Source organism: Streptomyces sp. CA-146814 (assembly GCF_050942385.1).
Classification (GTDB): Bacteria; Actinomycetota; Actinomycetes; order Streptomycetales; family Streptomycetaceae; genus Streptomyces.
Window position 1 is genome coordinate 1,631,846 of the sequence record NZ_CP192068.1, and the last position, 25,423, is coordinate 1,657,268.

Below are 25,423 nucleotides of genomic sequence, written 5' to 3' on the forward strand. Positions count from 1 at the left end.
GGCTCCACCCTATCCAGCCGCCGGGACCGCGAAGAGCCCCGTCCATCGGATGGACGGGGCTCTCACGGTGGCGATCAGGTCAGGAGATCAGTGGTGGCCGTGGCCCGAAGTGATCTCCTTGTACTCCTCCGCGGTGGGCTTGGCGATCTGGTTGTTCTCGCCGTAGTAGCCCTTGCTGAGCTTGGCTCGCACCTTCTGGACCGGGGAGATCTTGCGCTTGACGCCGTTCTCGTCGACCTCGGGGCCGAGCTCGACCGGCTTGTACTGCTCGTGCGCGGTGAGCGTGTGCAGCTGACCGGGCGAGAGCGGCTCGTGGATCTCCACGAACTCACCGTGCGGCAGGCGCTTGATGATGCCGGTCTCGCGACCGTGCAGCACCTTCTCCTTGTCGCGGCGCTGGAGGCCGAGGCAGATCCGCTTGGTGACGATGAACGCGATGACCGGTCCGGCGAAGAAGAAGATCCGGACGAACCAGGAGATGGCGTTCAGCGACAGGTGGAAGTGCGTGGCCCACAGGTCGTTACCACCGCCGACGAGGCCGATGAAGTACGCCGTGATCCAGGCGACACCGAGCGCCGTACGGGTCGGGGCGTTGCGCGGGCGGTCCAGGATGTGGTGCTCGCGCTTGTCCCCGGTGATCCAGGACTCGACGAACGGGTACACCGCGGGCAGCGAGAGCACCAGGCCGAAGAGGACCAGCGGGATGAACACGCCCAGGTTGAGCGTGTGACCCCAGAACACGATCTCCCAGCCCGGCATGACACGGACCAGACCCTCGGCGAAGCCCATGTACCAGTCGGGCTGGGCGCCGGTGGACACCTGGTCCGGGCGGTACGGGCCGAGCGCCCAGATCGGGTTGATCGTGGCGATGGCCGAGATGATCGCGATGATGCCGAAGACCAGGAAGAAGAAGCCTCCGGCCTTCGCCATGTACACCGGCAGCAGGGGCATGCCCACGACGTTCTTGTTGGTCCGGCCGGGACCCGCGAACTGCGTGTGCTTGTGGTAGAAGACCAGGATCAGGTGGGCCACCAGCAGCCCGAGCATGATGCCCGGCAGCAGCAGGATGTGGATCGAGTAGAACCGGGCCACGAAGTCGTGGCCGGGGAACTCGCCGCCGAACAGGAACATCGAGATGTACGTACCGACGATCGGCACGGACAGGATCGCGCCCTGGGTGAAGCGGACACCCGTACCGGAGAGCAGGTCGTCCGGGAGGGAGTAGCCGGTGAAGCCGGTGAACATGCCCAGCACGAAGAGCAGGAAGCCGAAGACCCAGTTGACCTCACGCGGCTTGCGGAAGGCACCGGTGAAGAAGACACGGCACATGTGCACGAACATGGCGGCCAGGAAGATCAGCGCGCCCCAGTGGTGGATCTGCCGGACGAGCAGACCACCGCGGACCTCGAAGCTGATCTTCAGCGTGGAGGCGTAGGCCTCCGACATCCGGATGCCCTGCATGGGCTCGTACGGACCGTGGTAGACGATCTCGTTCATGCTCGGCTGGAAGAACAGCGTCAGATACACACCCGTGAGGATGATGATGATGAAGCTGTAGAGCGCGACCTCACCGAGCATGAAGGACCAGTGGTCCGGGAAGATCTTGCGCATGTTGGCCTTGGCCAGGCCGTAGATGCCGAGCCGGCCGTCCGCCCAGTCGGCGACCCGCTCGCCCGCGGGTGCCTTGCGCTGTCCCGCCTGGTCGGCGGGCTCGTTGGTTGCTGCAGTACTCATCCGCGCTCCCAGAAGGAAGGGCCGACGGGCTCGTCGAAGTCACCGAGCGCCTCGAGGTTGCCCTCGCTGTTCACGCCGATCCGCAGCTGCGGGAGCGCGTGGCCGGCCGGACCGAAGATGACGCGGGCGCCGTCGGAGAGGTCGAAGGTGGACTGGTGGCACGGGCAGAGCACGTGGTGTGTCTGCTGCTCGTACAGGCTGATCGGGCAGCCGACGTGGGTGCAGATCTTGGAGAAGGCCACGATGCCCTCGTGGGCCCAGTCGCGCTGGCGCTTGTCCTTGATGTCGTCCGGCTCGATGCGGACGATCATCAGGGCGGCCTTGGCGATCTGCGACAGGAAGTCGTGCGCGTCGTCCTCGAGCCCCTCGGGCTTGGCGAAGGTCAGCGACCCCACGGCCACGTGCTCGGGACGCAGCGGCTCACCCGTGTTCATGTTGACGAGCAGCTTGCCCTTGGCCCACATCGTGGTCCGGAGCTTCTTCTCCGGGAGCGGACCGAGGTCGCGCAGCAGCACCACACCGGAGAGCGGGACCAGGGCCAGCGCGCCGAACATGGTGGTGCGGATCAGCTTGCGACGGCCGATCGCGGACTCCTCGGCACCGGCCTTGAAGTCCGCCAGGACCTGGGCCTTGACCTCGGCCGGCGCCTCGATCGGGTGCCGTTCGGCGGCGACCTCGACGTCGGACATCAGGGTGCGCGCCCAGTGGACGGCGCCCGCTCCGATGAAGAAGAGCGCGAAGCCGAGCGTCAGTCCCAGGGAGAAGTTGAGCGCGCTCACATGGCCGAAGGGCCAGATGTAGACGATCTTGTCCACCGGGAAGATGACGTAGGAGGCGATGAAGCCCACCGTCGACAGCATCGAGAGGACGAACATGAACGCGACGGCCCGCTCCGAGCGGTTCGCTGCGCGTTCGTCGAGGTCCTGGATGCGCGGCTTGTGGGCCGGCAGCCCCGGGTCGGCGAACGGGTCGTCCGTACCCTCCACCGCGCCGTGCGCGGTCTCCTGCACTACGGGCAGGTTGTCTTCTGGAATCTGTTGGCTACTCATGACTTCTTGGCCTTAGCGGTGTGGGCCGCGACCCAGACGGCGGTTGCGATGAGAGCGCCGAGCCCGAAGATCCAGGCGAACAGACCTTCGCTGACCGGACCCAGACCGCCGAGGGAGAGGCCACCGGGGCTCGCCGTCTCCGAACCGTTCACGGTCTGGATGTACGCGATGATGTCCTTCTTCTCCTGCTCCGGCATCGTCGTGTCCGGGAAGGAGGGCATGCTCTGCGGGCCGGTCTGCATGGCCTCGTAGATGTGCTTCGGGCTCACGCCTTCGAGGTCCGGGGCGTACTTGCCCTTGGTCAGGGCGCCGCCCTTGCCCGTGAAGTTGTGGCACTGGGCGCAGTTGTTGCGGAACAGTTCGCCACCCTTGGCGACGTCCGCGCCGGCCGGGTCGACCTGCTTGTCGGTCGGCGTGATCGGACCGGCGCCGAGCGACGCGACGTACGCCGCGAGCTGGTCGATCTCCGCCTGGGTGTAGATGACCTTCTTCTTCGGTACCTGGGCGCCCGGCTGCTGCGCGGGCATACGGCCCGTACCGACCTGGAAGTCGACGGCGGCGGAGCCCACGCCCACGAGGGACGGCCCGTCGGTGGTGCCCTGACCGCCGGTTCCGTGGCAGCTGGCGCAGCCTACGGTGTAGAGCTTCTTGCCCTCGTCGATGGCGAGGGACTGGGCGGTTTCTTCGGCCTGCGCCTTACCCGCAGGCGCGAACGCGGCGTACAGCCCCCCGGTAGCCGCCAGCGCGAGGAGTAGTACGACGACCGCCGCCAGCGGATGGCGTCGTCGTGCGGAGAGCTTTTTCACGGATTACCCCGGTGTCAGGATCTTCTGCGTCGATGGTGGGTGGGTGCGAGCCCGGTTACTTGATCATGTAGATCGTTGCGAACAGGCCGATCCACACCACGTCGACGAAGTGCCAGTAGTAGGACACGACGATGGCTGCGGTGGCCTGGTCATGGGTGAACCTCTTGGCCGCGTACGTCCTGCCGAGGACCAGCAGGAAGGCGATGAGACCGCCCGTCACGTGCAGACCGTGGAAGCCGGTGGTCAGGTAGAACACCGAGCCGTACGGGTCGGACGAGAGGGAGAGCCCCGCCTCCTTGACCAGCTCCACGTACTCCAGGACCTGGCCGCCGACGAAGATCGAGCCCATCACGAACGTCACGATGAACCAGGTGCGGAGCTTCTTCACGTCGCCCCGCTCGGCGGCGAAGACGCCGAGCTGGCAGGTGAGTGAGGAGAGCACCAGGATCGTGGTGTTCGTGGCCGAGAACGGGAAGTTCAGATGCCCGGCCATCTCCTTCCAGTAATCGGGTCCCATCACCGATCGAAGGGTGAAGTACATCGCGAAGAGGGCCGCGAAGAACATCAGCTCGGACGCCAACCAGATGATGGTTCCGACGCTGGTGAGGTTCGGCCGATTGACCGACGGGTGCGCGTGCCCGGTTTCTACTGTCGTTGCTGTCGCCACGACCGACATTATGTCGGTCGCTTATCCCGCCCTCACTCCGGGGGGTGCCGTTCGGTGTGTCAGTCCCGTGTGTCCTGCCCGAACGGCCCATCGAATCGGTGTCCTTACCGGTGCTGACGGCCGGTCGACCGGAGTACGATCCGCGCATCGGTTCATGCCCCGAGAGCCCCGAAGACACAGATGTCACGGAGGAACAATGCAGGCGACCGCCACGGTCCTGGTCTACAGCGACGACGCCAACATCCGCGAGCAGGTGAAGCTGGCAGCCGGCCGCAGGCCTGCCGCCGACGTGCCACCGGTGACGTTCCTGGAGTGCGCCACGCTTCCGGCCGTCCTGGCGGCGCTGGACGGCGGCGGGGTCGACGTCTGTGTCCTGGACGGCGAGACGGCTCCGATCGGCGGCATGGGCGTCTGCCGTCAGATCAAGGACGAGATCTTCCACTGCCCCCCGGTCCTCCTGCTGATCGGCCGTCCGCAGGACGCCTGGCTGGCCACCTGGAGCCGTGCCGAGGCCGCTGTGACGCTGCCGGTGGACCCGGTGGAGTTCGCCGACGCGCTGGCGGCCCTGCTGCGCGCGCGGCTCGCCGTGGAGGCCTGAGCGGGCCCTGTGAGCCCGTGAGGAGCGCCCCGCCGTGCGGGGCGCTCCTGCTGTGTCCGGTCAGACATGCGGGCGCAGGCGGGCGGCCTGGAGCGTCTGCGGGCTGTCCGGCACCCCTTCGTTGAGGGCGCTGCCCTTCTGCCACTTCTCCCAGGAGAGGTTCCACTCGCCGAACCCGTTGTCGAACGGGGTCATGGTCTCCCCGGCGCTGCCGACGACCTTCACGATGTCGCCCTGGCGCACGGTGTCGAAGAACCACTCGGCGTTGCTCGTGCTCATCCCGGTGCAGCCGTGGCTGACGTTGGCGCTGCCCTGCGAGCCGACGGACCACGGCGCGGCGTGGACGTACTCACCGCTCCAGGTCACCCGGGTGGCCCAGTAGACCGGCAGGTCGTACGACTCCGACGAGCCGGCCGCGATGCCGATGGACTCCCCGCGCATCCGTACGAACTGCTCCTTGGCGAGGATCACCTTGACGCCGTTGCGGGTGGAGAAGCCGGGCTTGCCGGTGGTGACCGGAATGGTGTTGATCACTTCTCCGTTGCGCAGGACCGTCATGGTGTGGGTGGAGGCGTCGGTGAGGGCCTCGATCCGGTCGCCGGTGGTGATCTTCAGGGGCTTGGCCTCGGCCCCGTAGAGCGCGTTGGTCACCTTGATGCCGGTGAGGTTGGAGCGGACCTCGATGGTGGCGTTGGCGGGCCAGAACTCCTTGGGCCGGTAGTGCAGCTTCTTGTCGTCGACCCAGTACCAGGAGCCGGTGGAGGCCGGGGTGGACCGGACCTTCAGGGCGCGCTCGACGGTGGCGCGGGAGGCCTTGCCGGTGACCGGAGCGCTGAGTTCCGCCGTGATGGGCTGTCCGACGCCGTAGGTGCCCGTCTGCGGGCCGAAGGCGACCTTCAGCAGCTTCTTGGGCGAGGAGGTGTCGAAGGAGAGCGTACGGGTGCCGGGGGCGCCGTCGCCGTTCTCGGTGGAGACCCTGACGGTGTATCCGGTGCCGGCGGCCAGCGGGGCCGTGGAGCGCCAGCGCCTGCCGTCGGCGGAGAGCTCGCCGGCGAGGTGGCGGCCGCCGGTGTCGACGGCGCTGACGTCGGTGATCCGGCCGTCGTCGCCCTTGACGGTGACTTCGAGCGGCTTGTCGGGGTCGGCCTTCTCGTTCTTGGAGGGGCCGTTGAAGGAGACCTGGTCCCCGGCGTCGTACGGCTTCGTCGACAGCGGGTGTCCGTCGGGCTCACCACAGGCGGTCGCACCCGCGCCAAGGGTCACGACCAGCAGAGTGCAGCTCACTACGGTGCGGATGCGCGGCGTGTGGTTCATGTCATCACGCTAAGAAGATTCATCCGATCCAGCGCGTTCAATGACTCCGAACGAGCGAGGGGCCCGCGTCGCTTCCTTGCGACGCGGGCCCCTCGTGGGGTAGTGCGGTGTCACCCTCGGGAGGGTGTCACTGGGTGCGGTTCTCGCCCCGGTAGTACTCGAAGACCCAGCCGAAGAGGCCGATCAGGAGCAGCGGAGCCGAGAAGTACATCAGCCACCAGCCGAAGACGACGCCCATGAAGGCGAAGGCGCCACCGACGGCCAGGGCGAGCGGCTGCCAACTGTGCGGGGAGAAGAACCCCAGCTCGCCCGCCTCGTCGGCGACGTCCGCTTCCTTGTTGTCCTGGGCCATGGCGTCGACCCGGTTGGCCGTGAAGGCCAGGTAGAAGCCGATCATGACCGAGAGCCCGAAGGCCAGGAAGAGGGCCGTGGTGCCGACCGGCTCCTTCGACCACCAGCCGTACACGCCGGCCATGATGAGGATGAAGGCGCTCAGCCAGAGGAACAGATGTCCCTGGATCTTCACTTGCCTGCCTCCTTGCCGCCGACGATGGCCTTGTCCGACTCGGAGTGGTGCTCAAGCTGTTCGAGCGCCGCGATCTCCGGGTGGTGCAGGTCGAACGCCGGGGATTCGGAACGGATCCGCGGCAGGGTGAGGAAGTTGTGCCGCGGCGGCGGGCAGGAGGTCGCCCACTCCAGCGAACGGCCGTAGCCCCACGGGTCGTCGACCTCGATCTTCTTGCCGTACTTGGCGGTCTTCCAGACGTTGTAGAAGAACGGCAGCATCGACAGGCCGAGCACGAAGGACGCGATCGTGGAGATCGTGTTCAGCGCGGTGAAGCCGTCGGCGGCGAGGTAGTCCGCGTAGCGACGCGGCATTCCCTCGGCACCGAGCCAGTGCTGCACCAGGAACGTGCCGTGGAAGCCCACGAACAGCGTCCAGAAGGTGATCTTCCCGAGCCGCTCGTCCAGCATCTTGCCGGTGAACTTCGGCCACCAGAAGTGGAATCCGGAGAACATCGCGAAGACCACGGTGCCGAAGATGACGTAGTGGAAGTGCGCGACGACGAAGTACGAGTCGGAGACGTGGAAGTCCATGGGCGGCGAGGCCAGGATGACGCCGGTCAGACCACCGAAGGTGAAGGTGATGAGGAAGCCGACGGCCCAGAGCATCGGTGTCTCGAAGGACAACGACCCCTTCCACATCGTGCCGATCCAGTTGAAGAACTTCACACCGGTCGGCACCGCGATGAGGAACGTCATGAAGGAGAAGAACGGCAACAGCACGCCGCCCGTCACATACATGTGGTGCGCCCACACCGTCACCGAAAGACCGGCGATGGCGATCGTCGCGGCGATCAGGCCGATGTAGCCGAACATCGGCTTGCGGCTGAATACCGGAATGACCTCGGAAATGATTCCGAAGAACGGCAGGGCGATGATGTACACCTCTGGGTGTCCGAAGAACCAGAAGAGGTGTTGCCACAGCAACGCGCCGCCATTGGCGGAGTCGAAGATATGCGCACCGAATTTACGATCCGCCTCCAGCGCGAAGAGCGCGGCGGCGAGAACCGGGAAGGCGAGCAGGACCAGGACACCGGTCAGCAGGACGTTCCAGGTGAAGATCGGCATGCGGAACATCGTCATGCCGGGGGCGCGCATGCAGATGATCGTGGTGATGAAGTTGACCGAGCCGAGGATCGTGCCGAAGCCGGAGAAGGCCAGACCCATGATCCACATGTCGGCGCCGATGCCCGGCGAGCGGACGGCGTCGTTCAGCGGCGCGTAGGCGAACCAGCCGAAGTCGGCGGCGCCCTGCGGCGTGAGGAAGCCGGCCACCGCGATGAGCGAGCCGAAGAGGTACAGCCAGTACGCGAACATGTTCAGCCGCGGGAACGCCACGTCGGGCGCGCCGATCTGCAGCGGCATGATCCAGTTGGCGAATCCGGCGAACAGCGGCGTCGCGAACATCAGCAGCATGATCGTGCCGTGCATCGTGAACGCCTGGTTGAACTGCTCGTTCGACATGATCTGCGTGCCGGGACGAGCGAGCTCGGCGCGCATGAAGAGCGCCATGAGTCCGCCGATGATGAAGAAGGCGAACGACGTGACCAGGTAGAGCGAGCCGATCGTCTTGTGGTCAGTGGTGGTCAGCCACTTGATGACGACGTTTCCCGGCTCCTTGCGGCGGACGGGCAGCTCGTCCTCGTACGAGTCGTCTGCCGGTGCCGCACCCTGAGGTTCGTTGAGGATGCTCACAGTTGCTTCTTCTCCGAATCCCTGGCCGGGTCGGTCTGCTCGATACCTGCCGGCATGTAGCCCGTCTGACCCTTCTCAGCCAGCTCCTTGAGGTGCTGCTGGTACCGCTCCGGGGAGACAACCTTGACGTTGAAGAGCATCCGGGAGTGGTCGACGCCACAGAGTTCGGCGCACTTGCCCATGAAGGTGCCCTCCCGGTTGGGAGTGACCTCGAAGACGTTGGTGTGGCCCGGGATGACGTCCTGCTTCATGAGGAACGGCACCACCCAGAAGGAGTGGATGACGTCACGCGAAGTGAGGACGAAGCGGACCTTCTCCCCCTTCGGCAGCCACAGGGTCGGACCCGGGTTGCCGTTCTGGGGGTTGCGCGTTCCGGGGATGCCCGCGTCGTAGACGCCGGTGGCGTCCGCGGGGAAGTCGTCCTGGAACTTCTTGGGGATGGCGTCGAGCTCCTTGGGGATCTCGTTGCCCGCCGGGGCGGACTGGCCTTCCACCTTCTCGATGTAGTTGAAGCCCCAGCTCCACTGGTAGCCGACCACGTTGATGGTGTGGGCCGGCTTGTCGGAGAGCTCAAGAAGCTTCGACTCATCACGCGCGGTGAAGTAGAAGAGCACCGAGACGATGATGAGCGGTACCACGGTGTACAACGCCTCGATGGGCATGTTGTACCTGGTCTGCGGAGGTACCTCCACCTTGGTCCGGCTACGCCGGTGGAAGAAGACGCTCCAGAGGATCAGCCCCCAGACAAGGACACCCGTGACGAGCGCTGCCGCCCACGAGCCTTGCCAGAGGGAGAGGATCCGAGGGGCCTCTTCCGTTACCGGGGTGGGCATACCGAGGCGGGGAAAATCCTCCCAGTTGTATGAACAACCGGAGGCCGTCGCCAGGACCAGGCCCGCAGTCAGCACCTGCGGCAGCTTCCGCCGCATCGGGCGCCGCGACGAGCGGTCGGAGCCGTTGGGACTCACGTAGCGCCTTCCCGAGAGTCTCGCCCGCACGGTCGGCGCGCCCGTCTCGCTGGTCGGTCGCCGTCCCTGTCGCGGGCAGGGGTTTGGATGTTTATGCGGACCAAACCCTACTGGACGCTATTTGGGGTCGCGCGGGGAGGGTGCCCAACGCGCCGCCCGACTCCCCGAAGGGGTGGAATCCGGGCCTCCGGCCGTCATCTGACGCCCTCTAGGACGGGCGGCCGGGCAGGTGGGCGCCGGGGTGGGAGGCGGTGCGGGCTAGCGTGACGGTGTGCCCTACTTCGACGCCGCCTCCGCCGCCCCTCTGCACCCCGTCGCACGCCAGGCGCTGCTTGCCGCGCTGGACGAGGGCTGGGCCGATCCCGCCCGGCTCTACCGCGAGGGCCGGCGCGCCCGGCTGCTGCTGGACGCCGCCCGGGAGGCCGCGGCGGACGCGGTCGGCTGCCGTCCGGACGAACTGGTCTTCACCTCTTCGGGGACCACCGCCGTGCACGCGGGAATTGCCGGCGCTCTTTCGGGCCGTCGGCGTGTCGGCCGCCATCTGGCCCTCTCGGCCGTCGAGCACTCCTCCGTACTCCATGCGGCGGCGGCGCACGAGGCGGCGGGCGGCTCGTTCACCGAGGTGCCGGTGGCGCGGTCGGGGGCGGTGGACCCGGTGGCGTACGCCGGAGCGCTCCGGCCCGACACCGCGCTGGCCTGCCTCCAGTCGGCCAACCATGAGGTGGGGACCGAGCAGCCGGTGGCCGAGGTGGCCGCGCTCTGCGCCGAGGCCGGGGTGCCGCTGCTGGTGGACGCCGCGCAGTCGCTGGGGTGGGGGCCGGTGGCGGGTGGCTGGTCGGTGCTGACGGGGAGCGCGCACAAGTGGGGCGGGCCGGCCGGGGTGGGGCTGCTGGCGGTACGGAAGGGGGTCCGGTTCGCGCCGCAAGGTCCGGCCGGTGAGCGGGAGTCGGGCCGGGCGCCGGGGTTCGAGAACCTGCCGGCGATCGTGGCGGCGGCGGCCTCGCTGCGCGCGGTACGGGAGGAGGCGGCGGCCGAGGCGGTGCGGCTGCGCGGGCTGGTCGACCGGATCCGGGCGGTGGTGGCCGAGCGGGTCGGCGATGTGGAGGTGGTCGGCGATCCGGAGCGACGGCTGCCGCATCTGGTCACCTTCTCCTGTCTCTATGTCGATGGAGAGACCCTGCTGCACGAACTGGACCGGCACGGTTTCTCCGTATCATCCGGTTCGTCCTGCACGAGCAGCACGCTGGAGCCGAGCCATGTGCTCAAGGCGATGGGCGTGCTGTCGGAAGGGAACGTCCGGGTGTCGCTGCCGACGGGCACGGCGGAGGCGGATGTGGACCGTTTCCTGGAGGTGGTGCCCGGGGTGGTCGCGGAGGTACGGGAGCGGCTCGGCGCGCCCGTGTCGGCTCCCCCCTCCCCCGCACCGGCCCGGTCCCTGGTGGTCGACGCGCTCGGCCGACGCTGCCCGATCCCGGTGATCGAGCTCGCAAAGGTGATCGGAGAGGTACCGGTGGGCGCCACGGTGACGGTCCTCGCCGACGACGAGGCGGCGCGGCTGGACATCCCGGCCTGGTGCGAGATGCGGGAGCAGGAGTACGTGGGTGAGGAGCCGGCGGACCGGGGCTCGGCCTATGTGGTCCGCCGGCTCTCCTGAGGACTAGGCCAGGTGCTGCTGGACCTCGGCGGCGGCCTCGTGGCCGTACGCCTTGGTGAAGCGGTCCATGAAGGCGGTGCGGCGCAGGGTGTACTCCTGGGTGCCGACCGTCTCGATGACCAGCGTGGCGAGCATGCAGCCGACCTGGGCCGCGCGCTCCAGGCTGACACCCCAGGCGAGACCGGAGAGGAAGCCGGCGCGGAAGGCGTCGCCGACGCCGGTCGGGTCGGCCTTGGTGTCCTCCTCGGGGCAGCCGACCTCGATGACCGGCTCGCCGGCCTTCTCGATCCGGACCCCGCGCGAGCCGAGCGTGGTGACGCGGTGGCCGACCTTGGAGAGGATCTCCTCGTCGCTCCAGCCGGTCTTGGACTCGATGAGCCCCTTCTCGTACTCGTTGGCGAAGAGGTACGTGGCGCCGTCCAGCAGGATGCGGATCTCCTCGCCGTTCATCCGCGCGATCTGCTGCGAGAAGTCGGCGGCGAACGGGATGTTCCGGGAGCGGCACTCCTCCGTGTGGCGGAGCATCGCCTCCGGGTCGTCCGCGCCGATCGAGACCAGGTCGAGGCCGCCGACCCGGTCCGCGACGCTCTTCAGCTCGATCAGGCGGGCCTCGCTCATCGCGCCCGTGTAGAAGGAGCCGATCTGGTTGTGGTCGGCGTCGGTGGTGCAGACGAAGCGGGCGGTGTGCAGGACCTCGGAGATCCGGACCGAGCCGGTCTCCACGCCGTGCCGGTCGAGCCAGGCGCGGTACTCGTCGAAGTCGGAGCCCGCGGCGCCCACGAGGATCGGCTTGGTGCCGAGCAGGCCCATGCCGAAGCAGATGTTGGCGGCGACACCGCCCCGGCGCACATCGAGGTTGTCGACCAGGAAGGAGAGGGAGACCGTGTGCAGCTGATCCGCGACCAGCTGGTCGGCGAAGCGGCCGGGGAAGGTCATGAGGTGATCGGTGGCGATGGAGCCGGTGACTGCGATACGCACGGGGAGGCTTCTCCTGCGGAAGGCGAAGGGCCGAGGTGCGCCCTCCGGGACGGCGTGACAGTTCACGCTACCGGGTGACTCCTCCGGGCGGGAAAAGGGAAAACTACCCGATAGTAGGTCTTTCTACCTGAGCGTGACCGTGGTTACGGTGCGGATATGTCGAACCACACCGCATCGCGAGAGTCCGAAGTGAGCCTGGCCGAGCTGCGCGGGGACTGCGCGCGCATGGCTCCGCACTGGGCCGCACCCAAGAAGGCCGTGACCACGCCGGTGAAGCCGTCCCTGATCCACGGAGTGACGGTGCCGCCCGCCTCGGCGCGGCTGATCGACGCGATGTCCGAGTACGGGGACTGAGCACGTCGACGCACTTCGACGCGCTCAGACGCACTTCGGCGCAGTTCGGCGCGTTCTTCGGCCGGAACCGTACGGGCTCCGCGCCCGGTTCGCCGTCGTACGGGAACCGCATCCTCTTCCGCTCCGTCCCATCGGTGTCCCCGTCCGGGGGCACGCGGTAGTGAACGCGACGGCAACGCAGTCGAAGGAGCGATCCGGTGAGCACCGAGCGACCCGACAACGACGTGACCGGCCCCCGGCGGCGGCGTCCGCCGCTCGCGGTGGCCTCGGTGGCAGCGGCGGTGCTGCTGGCCGGAGGCGGCGGGGCCTACTGGGCCGCCACCGCCTCCGGTGACGGCAGCGCGGCGGACAGCGGCTCCGCCTCCCGCGACAAGGCCCCGGTGCTGGCGCTGGACGCCGCCGAGGCGGCCCCGGCCACGCCCGGCGACCCGAGCGGCCCGCCGCCGGGCATCGCACCCGGTGAGCCGGACCCGGGCGGTCCGCCGGTGGTCTACCGGGCGGCGGGCCAGCTGCCCGACGGGCCGGACGAGGCGGCGGTGCACCGCGCCACGGGGACGGTCGCCTCGGCGGAGGTGGCCCGGCTGGCGGAGGCGCTCGGCATTCCGGGGACCCCGCGGACCGTGGACGCGTCCTGGGTGGTCGGTGACGAGGACGGGCCCGGTGCGCTGCTGAAGGTCACCAAGCAGGCCCCGGGCACCTGGACGTTCGCCCGCACCACAGCGGCGAAGCCCTGCGACCCGGGCCGGATGTGCGCGAACCAGAGCCCGCCGGAGGCCGACGGGCAGCCGGTGAGCGAGAAGGCGGCGAAGGCCGCCGCGGTGCCGGTGCTCAAGGCCGTCGGCCAGGACGACGCGGCGCTGAACGCGGGCCAGCTCATGGGCGACGTACGCGTGGTGAACGCCGATCCGAAGGTGGACGGGCTGCCGACGTACGGCTGGTCGACCGGGGTGCAGATCGGGCCGGACGGCAAGGTGGCCGGAGGCAGCGGGCAGCTGAAGGCGCTGGAGAAGGGCGACACGTATCCCGTGGTCGGCGCCGAGGACGCGCTGAAGCAGCTCAACGAGGCGGGCAAGGCCAAGGGGGACGCGAGCGGGGACATCGGCGGGTGCGCCACTCCCGTACCGCTGGAGGGTGAGCCGAAGCCCTCGGACCCGCAGTGCGTGCCGTCGAACGGCAAGCGGGCGCCGGTGACGCAGACGGTCGAGCACGCGGAGTTCGGTCTGGCGCTGAGCTACGTGGACGGCCGGCAGACCCTCGTACCGTCGTGGCTGTTCCACGTCCGGCAGGCGCCGGGCGGGCCGGAGAGCACGGTGACGCAGATCGCGGTGGCGCCGGAGTTCGTCGAGAAGCCGGCCGGGCCGACGCCTTCGGGCGACCGGAAGGCGACCTCGTACGCGGCCGACGGCCGGACGGTCGAGGTGACGTTCTGGGGCAGCGTCTGCTCCACGTACTCGGCGAGCGCCGAGGAGAGCCCGGGGCAGGTGCGGATCACCATCACGGAGAAGCCGCAGAAGGGCGGCGCCTGCATCATGATCGCCAAGGAGCTCAAGCAGACGGTGACGCTGGAGAAGCCGCTGGGCGACCGGACGGTGATCGACGCGGAGAGCGGGGCGACGGTGCCGCGCAGCTGAGTGTGCGGTGACGTACGAGGGCGGCCCCGGGAATCACTCCCGGGGCCGCCCTCGTACGTACGCGTTCTCGCAGCGGTTAGCTGAACGAGTCGCCGCAGGCGCAGGAGCCGGTGGCGTTCGGGTTGTCGATCGTGAAGCCCTGCTTCTCGATGGTGTCGACGAAGTCGATGGAGGCGCCGCCCAGGTACGGGGCGCTCATCCGGTCGGTGACGACCTTGACGCCGTCGAAGTCCTTGACGACATCACCGTCGAGCGAACGCTCGTCGAAGAAGAGCTGGTAGCGCAGGCCGGAGCAGCCGCCGGGCTGGACGGCGACGCGCAGCGCCAGGTCCTCGCGGCCTTCCTGCTCCAGCAGGCCCTTGACCTTGGCTGCGGCGGCGTCGGACAGGAGGATGCCGTCGCTCACGGTGGTGGTCTCGTCCGATACGGACATCTGCTTCTCTCCCGGGTTGTACGGACTGCTTGCCGACGGTTCAACCGCCAGAGCCGCGGATTCATTCCGGGCCAAGCGCTTGTCTGTTCCTTTTCATGCTCGCACACCCGGTCGCCCGGGGGATGCGTCACATCGACGCTATCGGCATCGTCAAAGTGACACGAAGGAGCTATGATAGATAACGTCAAATAGACGAAAAGGCGCGTTCGCAGAAGCGCAGAGCAGAACGCAGAGAAGAAAGAGTGCGTGACGTGACCACGGCCCAGCCCCTGGACGTACAGCCGACACCCCTCGCGCTGCTGCTGCTCGGCCGCGAGGCCGACCCGAGGAGCGAGCGGGGCGTCGAGTGCCCCGGCGACCTCCCCTCCCCCTCCGACCCGGACCTGGTCGCCCGCGCCCGCGCGGCGAAGGAGAAGCTCGGTGACCGGGTCTTCGTCCTCGGCCACCACTACCAGCGCGACGAGGTCATCCAGTTCGCGGACGTCACCGGCGACTCGTTCAAGCTCGCCCGGGACGCGGCCGCGCGCCCGGAGGCGGAGTACATCGTCTTCTGCGGTGTCCACTTCATGGCCGAGTCCGCGGACATCCTGACGACGGACGCCCAGGCGGTCGTGCTGCCGGACCTGGCGGCGGGCTGCTCGATGGCCGACATGGCCACCGCCGAGCAGGTCGCCGAGTGCTGGGACGTCCTGACGGAGGCCGGGGTCGCCGACCAGGTGGTGCCCGTCTCGTACATGAACTCCTCCGCCGACATCAAGGCCTTCACCGGCAAGCACGGCGGCACGATCTGCACCTCGTCCAACGCGAAGCGGGCCCTGGAGTGGGCCTTCGAGCAGGGCGAGAAGATCCTCTTCCTCCCCGACCAGCACCTGGGCCGCAACACGGCGGTACGGGACATGGGGATGAGCCTGGACGACTGCGTCCTCTACAACCCGCACAAGCCGAACGGCGGCCTCACCGCCGAGCAGCTGCGGAACGCCAAGATGATCCTGTGGCGCGGCCACTGCTCGGTCCACGGCCGCTTCTCGGTCGAGTCGGTCGAGGACGTCCGGGCCCGGATGCCCGGGGTCAACGTGCTGGTGCACCCGGAGTGCAAGCACGAGGTCGTGGCGGCCGCGGACTACGTCGGCTCGACGGAGTACATCATCAAGGCCCTGGAGGCGGCTCCGCGCGGTTCGAAGTGGGCCATCGGTACGGAGCTGAACCTGGTCCGCCGCCTGGCGAACCGTTTCGCCTCGGAGGACAAGGAGATCGTCTTCCTCGACAAGACGGTCTGCTTCTGCTCGACGATGAACCGCATCGACCTGCCGCACCTGGTCTGGACCCTGGAGTCGCTGGCCGACGGCAAGCTGGTGAACCGGATCGAGGTCGACCCGGAGACGGAGAAGTACGCGAAGCTCGCGCTGGAGCGGATGCTGGCGCTGCCGTAGCGGCGGGGCCTCGTCCGCCAGGAAAGCCCGGGTATGCCGCAGGTGCGGCATACCCGGGCTTTTCGCTGCCGAGCGGGGCTTTTCGCGCGTTCGCGGGGAGGCTGAATCTGCTCCATACACCCCCCGACCCCTCCTCCTCGTAATTACGCTGCTACTCACCGCAGCGGGCCTTGGCGCGCGCGGCACTGACCGGATGGTGACGGAACGGCGAGGACGGTGGGGCGGGCATGAGTTACGAGGACCGTGGAACGGGTGCGGGCGACGAGGCACGTGGGGCGGGCGTGGGGGTCGCGGTAGGCCGGGACGGCGTGGAGCCCGGCAGCCTCGCTCAGGCCGAGGAGGAGGTACGGAGTCGGCGTGGCGCGGCCGAGCATGACCCCGCCGCCGGTCGGCCCGGGCTGGCGGCCGCCCTGGGTGCCCTCTCCGCGCTCCGGGCCGAGGCCGGTGACCGGGAAGGGGCGGTGGCTCCGGCCCGGGAGGCGGTCGAGATCTACCGGTCGCTCAGCGAGAACCCCGAGGACGGCTTCGTACCCACGCTGGCCGGGGCCCTGCACCAGCTGTCGAACCGGATCGCCGCCACCGGGGACCACGCCGCCGCCCTGCCCCCGGCGAAGGAGGCCGCGACGCTGTACGCCGAGCTCGGCATGAAGCGCCCGGACCGCTACCAGGCGGAGCTGGCCGAGGCCATGGACGCCTTGGGCGACCGGATCGCCGACAGCGGGGACCGGATCACGCCCGTGCCGTTCGCGAAGCAGGCCGTACGGCTCCAGCGGGAGCTGGTGGAGGAGGAGCAGCCGGACGCGTCCGTACCGGCGCTCGTGGCGTACCTGCTGAACTACGCCCGGCATCTGGCGGCCGCCGGGGAGCCGGTGGAGGCCGTGCCCCGGGCCGAGGAGGCGGTCGGCCATCTCCGGAGCCTCGCCGCGGAGGACCCGGAGGCGTTCCGGCCCCGGCTGGCCACCGCCCTGCACGCGCTGGGCGGCCACCGGGCGGCCGTCAGCGACGTGTCCGGGGCGGTCGAGGCGGCCCAGGAGGCGTGCGGCGTCCTCGGCGAACTCGCCGATCAGCGGCCGGACGCCTTCCGCCCGGAGCTGGCCACCGCGCTCGACGGCCTCGCCGGTCACCTGAGCAAGGCCGGTGACCCGGCGGCGGGCCTGCGGGCGGCCGAGGAGGCCGTGGCCCTGCACCGCGAACCGGCCGCACAGGACCCCGACGCCTTCCGTCCCGGCCTCGCCGCCGCCCTGCTCACGCTGGGCCGGTGCCTGGCCGCCACCGGGGACCCGGTGGGTGCGCTGCCGCCGGTACGGGAGGCCGTCGACCTGCTGCGGGAGCTGGGGGACTCCTTCCTGGCCGAGCTGGCCGGCGCCCTTCAGCTGCTCGGTACGTATGTGGAGCCGGCCGGTGACGCAGAGGGGGCGGTGGAGGCGTTCTGGGAGGCGGTGGCGCTCCACCGGTCGCTGGCGCTGGAGCACCCGGGCGCCTCCGCCGCCTCGGTCACCGCTCTGGTCGCGGCGCTGGACGACCTGACCCGGGCGCTCGCACGGACCGGTGAGCATCTGGCGGCGATCCACGAGTTCGAGGAGACCGTCAAGGAGTTCGAGGAGACCGACCCGCCGACCGCCCGGCGCCTGGGCGTGGAGCGGGACATCTTCCTGCTGCGCTGCCCCGAGCCGTGGCCCGGGAACGGGATGACCGAGCTGGTGGCGTGGCTGGACCGCGAGGCGGAGGGTGGCGTGAGCGCGGACACCGTGACCGTGCGGGCCCGGCAGGCGCTGCGCGCGTACGGCGACACGGCGGCGGTGCGCACGGCGTGGGAGGAGGAGACGTTCACGCCCGTACCGGACTGGCTGACGCTGCGGCCGGAGACCCTGGACCTGGTCAGCGCGTGGATGTTCGCGCCCAACTGGCCCCGGTCGCGGGACTTCTGGTCCGAGAACGCCGACATCCTCGGCGGCGAGGAGGCGGCGACGGCCCTGGACGAGCTGGCGGTCCTGGACCCGCGCGGCGCGCAACGGCACGCCGCGCTCCGCGACGCCGTACTCGTCCACGGGGTGACCGCCGCCTACGATCCGCTGATCCTGAACGAGCAGCTGGCGGAGTGGCTGGAGTGCGCGGACTGGACGGAGTCCCGGGCCTACCTCGAGGAGCACCCGCGCCTGCTGACCGTGGCGCCGCCGCAGGACACCCCGCTGGCCCACGTCGCCATGCTCGACATCGGCCGCGCGGAGGGCCTGGACGCGGCGTACCGCCTGGTGGCGGACCGCGAGGCCCTCCAGGCGTACGTGGACCGGTCGCTGGAGGCCGGTGACGGCACTTCGCTGATGCACGGCGGAGGCATCGAGGGCCAGGTCTTCGGCGACCGCCTCTCCTCCCTCACCCACGCCCAGGTGGCCCTGGTCCTCTCCGGCGAGAGCGAGGGCTTCGACCCCGGCGACCTGGCCGCGCTCCGGCACAAGTCCGACGAGGAGACCCGTATCCGCCTGCTGAAGGAGACCATCGCCGTAGGCGCCCGCCACCCGGAACGGAACGGTGAGACGCTGCGCCGGATCATCCAGGCCCTGGGCGGGGACGCCTGACACCCGCCTACTTCCCTCAGGCGAGGAACCCGAAGGGGCCTGCCCCACGCACCCGCGTGGGACAGGCCCCTTCTCGTCGTCAGGCCTTCGCGGGCTCGGCCTCCTTCGCTTGCTCCGGCTCCGCCTGTTCCGGGACACCGGCCTTGGCCGCGCGCTTGGCGGCCTTCTTCTTCGCTCGGCGTTCCTTGCGGAGCTCGACCAGCGCGTACAGCGTCGGGACCAGCACCAGGGTGAGGACCGTGGAGCTGATCAGGCCGCCGATCACCACGACGCCCAGCGGCTGCGAGATGAAGCCGCCCTCGCCGGTGACGCCGAGCGCCATCGGGAGCAGGGCGAAGATCGTGGCCAGGGCCGTCATCAGGATCGGGCGGAAGCGGTGGCGGCCGCCCTCGATGACGGCTTCGACGATGCCGAGGCCGCGGGCGCGGTACTGGTTGATCAGGTCGATCAGCACGATCGCGTTGGTGACCACGATGCCGATGAGCATCAGCATGCCGATCATCGCGGGGACACCCAGCGGGGTGCCCGTGATGAGCAGGAGGCCGATGGCGCCGGTCGCCGCGAACGGGACCGAGACCAGCAGGATCAGCGGCTGGATGAGCGAGCGGAACGTGGCCACCAGCAGCATGAAGACGATCGCGATGGCCGCCAGCATGGCGAGGCCGAGCTGCGCGAACGCCTCGTTCTGGTCCTCGGTGACGCCGCCGATGGTGGCGGTGGCGCCCTCGGGGAGGTCCAGTGCGTCGATCTTCGTGGCGAGGGTGGTGCTGACCGCGCCGGTGTTGTCGCCGACCGGCTTGGCGGTGATCGTCGCCGAGCGCTGGCCGTCGATGCGGGTCATCGAGACCGGGCCGGGGACCAGTTCGACCGTGGCGATGTCGCCGAGCTTCACCGGGCCGAGCGGGAGGGCCTTGAGCTGGGCCATGGTGGCCGCCGGGCGCGCCGACTTGATGACGATGTCGCGCTCGGTGTCGTCCAGCATCGCGGAGCCGGCCGGGGTGCCGCGTACGGCTCCGGCGACGATCCCGCCGAGGGTGGTCGCGTCGAATCCGGCGGCTGCCGCCTTGTCGTTCGGGGTGACCGCGATGCGCGGGACGCTCTGGGCGAGGTCGCTCTGGACGTCGGTGACGTCCTTGATGGTGGCGACCTCGGTCCGTACCGCCTCGGCCGCCTTCTTCAGGACGTCGCCGTCGGACGCCTTGACCACGACGCTCAGGTCCTGGGAGCCGAAGCCGTCGCCCGCGGCGATGGTGGTGTCCCCGATGGAGTCGAGCTTGCCGAGGGCCTCGGAGATGCGGTCCTGGGCGTCCGCGCCGTCCGCCGCGTCCTTCAGCGTGACCTGGTAGGACGCCTGGTTGGAGCCCGTACCGCCGCCGAAGGCCGCCATGAAGCCGGAGGAGCCGACGGTGACCTGGTAGTCCTTGACGCCCTTGTCCTCGGAGAGGACCTTCTCGACCTTGCGCGCCGCCTCGTCGGCGGCCTGGAGGCTGGTGCCGGGTTCCAGCTCCTGCTTGACGGTGAGGACTTCCTGCTCGCCCGCGTCGAAGAAGTTGGTCTTGAGGAGGGGGAGCATGCCGAAGGTGGCCAGCAGTACCGCCGCGGCGATGACCAGGCTGGTGATCCGGCGGCGGGTCGCGAAGCGCAGGACCGGGACGTACAGGCGCTGGAGCTTGCTCGCCGCCTCCTTCTCCTCGGCCAGGCGGCGGGCCTCCGCCGCGTCCTCGGGGGTGCCCTTGGGGGCGCGGAGGAACCAGTACGAGAGGACCGGGACCACCGTGAGCGAGACCAGCAGCGAGGCCAGGAGCGCGGCGGTGACGGTCAGCGAGAACGAGCCGAAGAGCTGGCCGACCATGCCGCCGACCAGACCGATCGGCAGGAACACGGCGACGGTGGTGAGCGTCGCGGAGGTGACCGCTCCGGCCACCTCCTTGACCGCTGTGATGATCGCGGTCTCGCGCTCCTCGCCGTAGCCGAGGTGGCGCTTGATGTTCTCCAGCACCACGATCGAGTCGTCGACGACCCGGCCGATCGCGATGGTCAGCGCACCGAGCGTCAGCATGTTGAGCGACAGGTCGCGGGTCCACAGCACGATCAGCGCGAGGACGACCGAGAGCGGGATCGAGACCGCGGTGACCAGGGTCGAGCGGATCGAGGCGAGGAAGACCAGGATCACCAGGACCGCGAAGACCAGGCCGAGCGCGCCCTCGGTGGTGAGGCCGGAGATCGACTTGGAGACGGCCGGGCCCTGGTCGGAGACGACGGTCAGCTCGGCGCCCGCTCCGAGGTCCTTACGGAGGTCGGGGAGCTTCTCCTTGACGGCGTCGGAGATGGCGACGGCGCTGCCGTCCTTGTCCATCGTGGCCATCACGGCGAGGCTCGGCCTGCCGTTCGTCCGGGTGATGGAGACCGCGGTGGACGGCTCCTGCTTCACCTCGGCGACGTCGCCGAGCCGGACCGGTTCGGCCGGGCCCTGCTCCGTGGCGCCGGGCCGAGGCTGGGGGGCGATCCGGAGGTCCTCGATCTGCTGCAGCGAGGTGTAGCCGCCGCCGACCTGGATGGTGCGGTTCTTGCCGGCCTCGGAGAAGGAGCCGGCCGGCAGCGTGGCGCCGCCCGCCTGGAGCGCCTGCGCGAGCGCGCCGGCGTTCAGGCCGGCCGCGGCGAGCTTCCTGTCGTCGGGGACGACGGAGACCTGGAGCTCCTGGACGCCGTCCACCGTGACCTGGCCGACGCCGTCGATGTCCTGGAGGGCCGGGACGACCGTGCGGTCCAGCTGGTCGGCGAGCGCCTGCTGGTCCTTGTCGGAGGTGACGGCGAGGACCACGGTCGGGATGTCGTCCGTGGAGCCGGCGATGACCTGCGGGTCGACGGTCGGCGGCAGCTGGGCGCGGGCCCGGTTCACCGCCTGCTGGATGTCCGCGACGAGCTGCTTGGTGCCCTCGTCGCCGAAGTCGAAGGTGGCCATGATGAGGGCGTTGCCCTCGCTGGCGGTGGAGGTGATGGACTCGACGCCGTCGACGGCCTTGAGCGAGTTCTCCAGCGGCTCGACGACCTGCTTCTCCACCACATCGGGAGACGCACCCTGGTAAGGAGCCAGGACCGAGACCATCGGGAGTTCGATGGTGGGCAGCAGCTGCTGTTTGAGCTGCGGTATCGCGATCGCGCCGAAGACGAGCGCGACGATCGAGATCAGCCCGATCAGGGCCCGCTGCGCGAGGCTGAATCTGGACAGCCAGGACATGGGTGGGTCTCTCTTCTGTGGCGTGCGGGACGGAGGGGCGGGAGGAGGGGGAAATCGGGGCGCTACGGGGACAAGCCCGCCCGCCTATACGATCTCCGACCCGGACCGCCCGGACGTCGGTCCCCGGGCTGCCTTCTTATGCCGCGCATACCGCAGGTGGAGTACGCCGTCTCTCCACCCTCCGCGTCCTCCGGCCGCCCGTCACTCCACCCGGGGTCGTACCAGGCCCGATTCGTACGCGATGACCACCAGCTGGGCCCGGTCCCGGGCCGCCACCTTCGCCATCGCCCGGTTCACATGGGTCTTGACGGTGAGCGGGCTGACCGCCAGCCGCTCGGCGATCCGGTCGTTGGAGTGGCCGCCCGCCACCAGGACGAGCACCTCCCGCTCGCGCACGGTGAGCGCGGCCAGCCTCTCCGCGTACTCCGCGCTGTCCGGCCCCTCCCCCGAACTCCCGCCCTGCGCAAGGAAGGTGGCGATGAGCCCCTTGGTCGCCGCCGGCGAGAGCAGCGCCTCGCCCGCGTTGGCGATCCGGATCGCGTTGAGCAGCTCCTCCGGCTCCGCGCCCTTGCCGAGGAAGCCGGAGGCTCCGGCGCGCAGGGCCTGGACCACGTACTCGTCGACCTCGAACGTGGTGAGCATGACCACCCGTACCGCCGCCAGCGCCGGGTCGGCGCTGATCATGCGGGTGGCGGCGAGCCCGTCCGTGCCCGGCATCCGGATGTCCATCAGCACCACGTCGGCGCCGGTCTCCCGGGCCAGCTCGACCGCCTGGGCGCCGTCCGCCGCCTCGCCGACGACCTCCATGTCGGGTTCGGAGTCCACCAGCACCCGGAACGCGCTGCGCAGCAGTGCCTGGTCGTCGGCGAGCAGCACCTTGATGGGTGCCTCGGTCGTTGGTGCAGGCTGCGTCATCGGCGCTCCCCCGTCGTGACCGCCGGGCCGGGCGGTTCCGGTTCACCCGTGCGGGCCTCGATGGGCAGGATCGCATGGACCCGGAAGCCGCCCCCGTAGCGAGGTCCCGCCGTGAGGGCGCCGCCGAGGGCGGTGACGCGTTCGCGCATGCCTAGGAGGCCGTGGCCGCCGCCGTCCGGAGCGCTCTCGGCACCCGGGCCCCGCGCCGCGCTCCCCCGGCCGTTGTCCAGCACCGTGATCTCGGCGGTCGTTCCGACCCGTACGACGCTGACCTCGGCCCTGGCGTCCGCGCCCGCGTGTTTGCGTACGTTGGTCAGGGCCTCCTGGATGACCCGGTACGCGGCCAGGTCGACGGCGGCGGGCAGGCGCGGGGCGCGGTCGGCGCCGACCACCTCGACCGGGAGGCCCGCGTTGCGGAAGGTGGCCACCAGCTCGTCCAGGACCGCGAGGCCGGGGGCCGGTTCGGTGGGGGCCTCGGGGTCGCCGGACTGGCGGAGCAGGCCGACGGTGACGCGTAGCTCGTTGAGCGCGGAGCGGCTGGCGTCCCGGACGTGGGCGAGCGCCTCCTTGGCCTGGTCCGGGCGCTTGTCCATGACGTGGGCGGCGACCCCGGCCTGCACGTTGACCAGCGCGATGTGGTGGGCGACGACGTCGTGGAGGTCCCGGGCGATCCGCAGCCGCTCCTCGGCGACCCGGCGCCGGGCCTCCTCCTCCCGGGTGCGCTCGGCCCGCTCCGCGCGCTCCCGGATCGCGTCGACGAAGGCGCGCCTGCTGCGTACGGCGTCCCCGGCGGCCGACGCCATCCCGGTCCAGGCGAAGACGCCGAGGTTCTCCTGGCTGTACCAGGGCGTCGAGCCGAAGACCATCGCGGCCACCGTCAGGATCCCCATGGTCAGCAGGCCGACCCGCCAGGTGGTCGGGCGGTCGGTGCGCGAGGCGACGGTGTAGAGCGCGATGACGGTGCTCATCACGACCGGGGCCGGCGGGTCGATGAAGATGTACTCGATGGCAGCGAAGCCACCGGTCACCGCCAGGACCGGCATGGGGTGCCGTCGGCGCAGGACGAGCGCCGAGGCGGCGAGCACCATCAGCAGCACGCTGAAGGCCTCGGGCGTGCGGGTCCCGAACGTCGGCCCGTGGCCCTTGCCCGGGTCCGCGAACGAACCGCAGATCATCGCGATCAGGACGCAGAACGCCAGGGCCGCGTCGAACGCGAGCGGGTGGTCCCGGAGCCAGCGGCGGGCGCGCGCGAACCCGGAGGGAAGGGTGGTCACGTCCAGCAACGGTACGGCGTGTCGCGTACGGATCCGTCTCCGCGGTGTGCCGGTACGGCCACGGAACCGTACGGGAGCGGTCACGCCTGTACCCCGCGTCGGCGGACCGGGCGCGGGGCACAGGCGTGACCACGAGTGCTGGTGGAGCAGGTGCGTCTGGTGGGGGATGAGCCAGTTCGAGATGAGCTGGTTCGGGATGGACTAGTTCGGGATGAGCCCGTCGTCGCTGAGCATGGCGCGCACCTCTTCGAGGGTCGCGTCGGGCGCCGGCAGGATCAGCTCCGACGGCTCCAGGGAGTCGTCGGGCAGCGGCGTGCCGAGCTCGCGCACCTTGTCGAGGAGTGCGTGGAGCGTGGTGCGGAAGCCGGGACCGTCCCCGCTGTCCATCTCCTTGAGCAGGACGTCGTCGAGCTCGTTGAGTTCGACGAAGTGACTGTCGGCCAGCTTGACCTGGCCTTCCCCCATGATCCGTACGATCATGACGCCGCCCTCACTACTGCTTGTCGAACTTGTGCGGGGACTGCTGCGACTGCTGTGTGCCGTCCTGCGCGCCGCCCTCGATCGCCTGCTGCGAGGACGAGGAGCCGCCGGCCAGCTCGGCCTTCATGCGCTGGAGCTCCAGCTCCACGTCCGAGCCGCCGGAGATCCGGTCCAGCTCGGCGGCGATGTCGTCCTTCGCCGTGCCGGTCGGGTCGTCCAGGGCACCGGAGGCGAGCAGCTCGTCGATGGCGCCGGCCCGCGCCTGGAGCTGCTGCGTCTTGTCCTCGGCCCGCTGGATCGCCAGGCCGACGTCGCCCATCTCCTCGGAGATGCCGGAGAAGGCCTCGCCGATCCGGGTCTGCGCCTGGGCCGCCGTGTAGGTCGCCTTGATGGTCTCCTTCTTGGTGCGGAAGGCGTCGACCTTGGCCTGCAGCCGCTGGGCCGCGAGGGTGAGCTTCTCCTCCTCGCCCTGCAGCGTCGTGTGCTGCGTCTCCAGGTCGGTGACCTGCTGCTGGAGGGCGGCACGCCGGGACAGCGCCTCACGCGCCAGGTCCTCGCGGCCGAGCGCCAGCGCCTTGCGGCCCTGATCCTCCAGCTTGGACGACTGGCCCTGCAGCTGGTTCAGCTGCAACTCCAGCCGCTTGCGGGACGTCGCGACGTCGGCGACGCCGCGACGCACCTTCTGAAGCAGCTCCAGCTGCTTCTGGTACGAGTAATCCAGGGTCTCGCGCGGATCCTCGGCCCGGTCAAGGGCCTTGTTTGCCTTCGCGCGGAAAAGCATCCCCATACGCTTCATGACACCGCTCATGGGCTTCGCGCGCCCCCTTCTGACGGACTGAGCTCCAGCACTCCCGATAGAACCCACAGTACGGGCCCTGTCTCTATTACCGCACTGTTCGAGTCCCGATGTGCTCCTCCCCAAGGACGACTGCGCCCCGCCGACGCTCCCGCCCAGGGTGTAGGTGACGGTCAGGGAAACCGGTGGTTAAGGCCTGTTCTGCCCGGGTCGGGTGCCTACAGGGACGCCGTCCGTTGCCGGATCGTTCCCGCCCTGGTCCGCGAACC

The 25,423-nt window shown here is 69.8% G+C and carries 21 protein-coding genes; 6 read left to right on the forward strand and 15 right to left on the reverse strand.

Annotated features, from left to right (window positions below; all coding sequences use genetic code 11):
• Nucleotides 1-87: 87 nt before the first annotated feature.
• From qcrB to ctaE, 4 genes are read right to left on the reverse strand one after another with little or no spacing between them, the layout of a single operon-like run.
• Nucleotides 88-1,734: a cytochrome bc1 complex cytochrome b subunit gene (qcrB, locus tag ACQP09_RS07245; protein WP_432148190.1), complete on the reverse strand. Its 1,647-nt coding sequence runs from the start codon at nt 1,732-1,734 to the stop codon at nt 88-90.
• Nucleotides 1,731-2,783, reverse strand: coding sequence for a cytochrome bc1 complex Rieske iron-sulfur subunit (qcrA, locus tag ACQP09_RS07250; protein ID WP_432148191.1), 1,053 nt, complete (start codon nt 2,781-2,783; stop codon nt 1,731-1,733). Before qcrA ends, qcrB begins: the two co-directional genes overlap by 4 nt.
• Nucleotides 2,780-3,589 (reverse strand): cytochrome bc1 complex diheme cytochrome c subunit, encoded by an 810-nt coding sequence (gene qcrC / locus ACQP09_RS07255; RefSeq protein ID WP_404070342.1) that lies wholly within the window; start codon nt 3,587-3,589, stop codon nt 2,780-2,782. Before qcrC ends, qcrA begins: the two co-directional genes overlap by 4 nt.
• A 55-nt stretch (nt 3,590-3,644) precedes the next feature.
• Nucleotides 3,645-4,265, reverse strand: a complete 621-nt coding sequence (ctaE, locus tag ACQP09_RS07260; protein ID WP_026241469.1) for an aa3-type cytochrome oxidase subunit III — start codon at nt 4,263-4,265, stop codon at nt 3,645-3,647.
• Nucleotides 4,266-4,452: 187 nt separating this feature from the next.
• Here ctaE and ACQP09_RS07265 point away from each other — a divergent pair, with 187 nt between their 5' ends.
• Nucleotides 4,453-4,854, forward strand: a complete 402-nt coding sequence (locus ACQP09_RS07265; RefSeq protein ID WP_433396878.1) for a hypothetical protein — start codon at nt 4,453-4,455, stop codon at nt 4,852-4,854.
• Nucleotides 4,855-4,914: 60 nt separating this feature from the next.
• On the opposite strand, the gene ACQP09_RS07270 is transcribed toward ACQP09_RS07265, so the two are convergent.
• The 4 genes from ACQP09_RS07270 to ctaC form a co-directional block, all read right to left on the reverse strand.
• Complete coding sequence (locus ACQP09_RS07270; RefSeq protein ID WP_433396880.1) at nt 4,915-6,168, reverse strand: Ig-like domain-containing protein; 1,254 nt, start codon at nt 6,166-6,168, stop codon at nt 4,915-4,917.
• Between the two features lie 127 nt (nt 6,169-6,295).
• Complete coding sequence (locus ACQP09_RS07275; RefSeq protein ID WP_433396882.1) at nt 6,296-6,694, reverse strand: cytochrome c oxidase subunit 4; 399 nt, start codon at nt 6,692-6,694, stop codon at nt 6,296-6,298.
• A complete protein-coding gene (gene ctaD / locus ACQP09_RS07280) occupies nt 6,691-8,427 on the reverse strand; it encodes an aa3-type cytochrome oxidase subunit I (RefSeq protein WP_433396884.1) in 1,737 nt (578 codons plus the stop codon). Before ctaD ends, ACQP09_RS07275 begins: the two co-directional genes overlap by 4 nt.
• On the reverse strand, nt 8,424-9,395 hold the full coding sequence (ctaC, locus tag ACQP09_RS07285; protein ID WP_433396886.1) for an aa3-type cytochrome oxidase subunit II: 972 nt from the start codon (nt 9,393-9,395) through the stop codon (nt 8,424-8,426). The genes ctaD and ctaC overlap by 4 nt, the downstream gene beginning before the upstream one ends.
• A gap of 271 nt (nt 9,396-9,666) precedes the next feature.
• Between ctaC and ACQP09_RS07290 the strand changes: the two genes are divergently transcribed.
• Nucleotides 9,667-11,049 carry a cysteine desulfurase/sulfurtransferase TusA family protein gene (locus ACQP09_RS07290; protein WP_433396888.1) on the forward strand — a complete coding sequence of 461 codons (1,383 nt, stop codon included), beginning with the start codon at nt 9,667-9,669 and terminating at the stop codon, nt 11,047-11,049.
• A gap of 3 nt (nt 11,050-11,052) precedes the next feature.
• Here ACQP09_RS07290 and ACQP09_RS07295 read toward each other — a convergent pair whose 3' ends face one another.
• Nucleotides 11,053-12,027 (reverse strand): carbohydrate kinase family protein, encoded by a 975-nt coding sequence (locus tag ACQP09_RS07295; RefSeq protein ID WP_433396890.1) that lies wholly within the window; start codon nt 12,025-12,027, stop codon nt 11,053-11,055.
• A 156-nt stretch (nt 12,028-12,183) separates the two neighbouring features.
• Here ACQP09_RS07295 and ACQP09_RS07300 point away from each other — a divergent pair, with 156 nt between their 5' ends.
• Nucleotides 12,184-12,381 (forward strand): hypothetical protein, encoded by a 198-nt coding sequence (locus ACQP09_RS07300; protein ID WP_404070357.1) that lies wholly within the window; start codon nt 12,184-12,186, stop codon nt 12,379-12,381.
• Nucleotides 12,382-12,578: 197 nt separating this feature from the next.
• A complete protein-coding gene (locus ACQP09_RS07305) occupies nt 12,579-14,012 on the forward strand; it encodes a hypothetical protein (RefSeq protein WP_433396892.1) in 1,434 nt (477 codons plus the stop codon).
• A gap of 76 nt (nt 14,013-14,088) precedes the next feature.
• On the opposite strand, the gene ACQP09_RS07310 is transcribed toward ACQP09_RS07305, so the two are convergent.
• A complete protein-coding gene (locus ACQP09_RS07310; RefSeq protein WP_003969624.1) occupies nt 14,089-14,445 on the reverse strand; it encodes a HesB/IscA family protein in 357 nt (118 codons plus the stop codon).
• 251 nt (nt 14,446-14,696) lie between these two features.
• Here ACQP09_RS07310 and nadA point away from each other — a divergent pair, with 251 nt between their 5' ends.
• A complete protein-coding gene (nadA, locus tag ACQP09_RS07315) occupies nt 14,697-15,875 on the forward strand; it encodes a quinolinate synthase NadA (RefSeq protein ID WP_030564260.1) in 1,179 nt (392 codons plus the stop codon).
• Between the two features lie 227 nt (nt 15,876-16,102).
• Nucleotides 16,103-18,451 (forward strand): tetratricopeptide repeat protein, encoded by a 2,349-nt coding sequence (locus tag ACQP09_RS07320; RefSeq protein WP_433396895.1) that lies wholly within the window; start codon nt 16,103-16,105, stop codon nt 18,449-18,451.
• 79 nt (nt 18,452-18,530) lie between these two features.
• Here the strand turns inward: ACQP09_RS07320 and ACQP09_RS07325 are convergent, their stop codons facing one another.
• The 5 genes from ACQP09_RS07325 to ACQP09_RS07345 all read right to left on the reverse strand — a co-directional run bounded on the left by ACQP09_RS07325 (nt 18,531) and on the right by ACQP09_RS07345 (nt 25,154).
• A complete protein-coding gene (locus ACQP09_RS07325; protein WP_433396896.1) occupies nt 18,531-21,689 on the reverse strand; it encodes an efflux RND transporter permease subunit in 3,159 nt (1,052 codons plus the stop codon).
• 201 nt (nt 21,690-21,890) lie between these two features.
• On the reverse strand, nt 21,891-22,604 hold the full coding sequence (locus ACQP09_RS07330; protein WP_326706252.1) for a response regulator transcription factor: 714 nt from the start codon (nt 22,602-22,604) through the stop codon (nt 21,891-21,893).
• Nucleotides 22,601-23,878 (reverse strand): sensor histidine kinase, encoded by a 1,278-nt coding sequence (locus ACQP09_RS07335; protein ID WP_433396899.1) that lies wholly within the window; start codon nt 23,876-23,878, stop codon nt 22,601-22,603. The genes ACQP09_RS07330 and ACQP09_RS07335 overlap by 4 nt, the downstream gene beginning before the upstream one ends.
• A gap of 201 nt (nt 23,879-24,079) precedes the next feature.
• A complete protein-coding gene (gene pspAA / locus ACQP09_RS07340) occupies nt 24,080-24,358 on the reverse strand; it encodes a PspA-associated protein PspAA (RefSeq protein ID WP_018511920.1) in 279 nt (92 codons plus the stop codon).
• Nucleotides 24,359-24,371: 13 nt separating this feature from the next.
• On the reverse strand, nt 24,372-25,154 hold the full coding sequence (locus tag ACQP09_RS07345) for a PspA/IM30 family protein (protein WP_018511919.1): 783 nt from the start codon (nt 25,152-25,154) through the stop codon (nt 24,372-24,374).
• Nucleotides 25,155-25,423 lie beyond the last annotated feature (269 nt).

Coding starts and splice junctions, on each gene's coding strand:
- qcrB (WP_432148190.1), bottom strand. CDS start 1,734: ATGAGTACTGCAGCAACCAACGAGCCCGCCGACCAGGCGGGACAGCGC.
- ACQP09_RS07320 (WP_433396895.1), top strand. CDS start 16,103: ATGAGTTACGAGGACCGTGGAACGGGTGCGGGCGACGAGGCACGTGGG.
- ACQP09_RS07345 (WP_018511919.1), bottom strand. CDS start 25,154: ATGAAGCGTATGGGGATGCTTTTCCGCGCGAAGGCAAACAAGGCCCTT.
- ACQP09_RS07325 (WP_433396896.1), bottom strand. CDS start 21,689: ATGTCCTGGCTGTCCAGATTCAGCCTCGCGCAGCGGGCCCTGATCGGG.
- ACQP09_RS07330 (WP_326706252.1), bottom strand. CDS start 22,604: ATGACGCAGCCTGCACCAACGACCGAGGCACCCATCAAGGTGCTGCTC.
- qcrA (WP_432148191.1), bottom strand. CDS start 2,783: ATGAGTAGCCAACAGATTCCAGAAGACAACCTGCCCGTAGTGCAGGAG.
- ctaE (WP_026241469.1), bottom strand. CDS start 4,265: ATGTCGGTCGTGGCGACAGCAACGACAGTAGAAACCGGGCACGCGCAC.
- ACQP09_RS07310 (WP_003969624.1), bottom strand. CDS start 14,445: ATGTCCGTATCGGACGAGACCACCACCGTGAGCGACGGCATCCTCCTG.
- ACQP09_RS07265 (WP_433396878.1), top strand. CDS start 4,453: ATGCAGGCGACCGCCACGGTCCTGGTCTACAGCGACGACGCCAACATC.
- ACQP09_RS07300 (WP_404070357.1), top strand. CDS start 12,184: ATGTCGAACCACACCGCATCGCGAGAGTCCGAAGTGAGCCTGGCCGAG.
- pspAA (WP_018511920.1), bottom strand. CDS start 24,358: ATGATCGTACGGATCATGGGGGAAGGCCAGGTCAAGCTGGCCGACAGT.
- ACQP09_RS07270 (WP_433396880.1), bottom strand. CDS start 6,168: ATGAACCACACGCCGCGCATCCGCACCGTAGTGAGCTGCACTCTGCTG.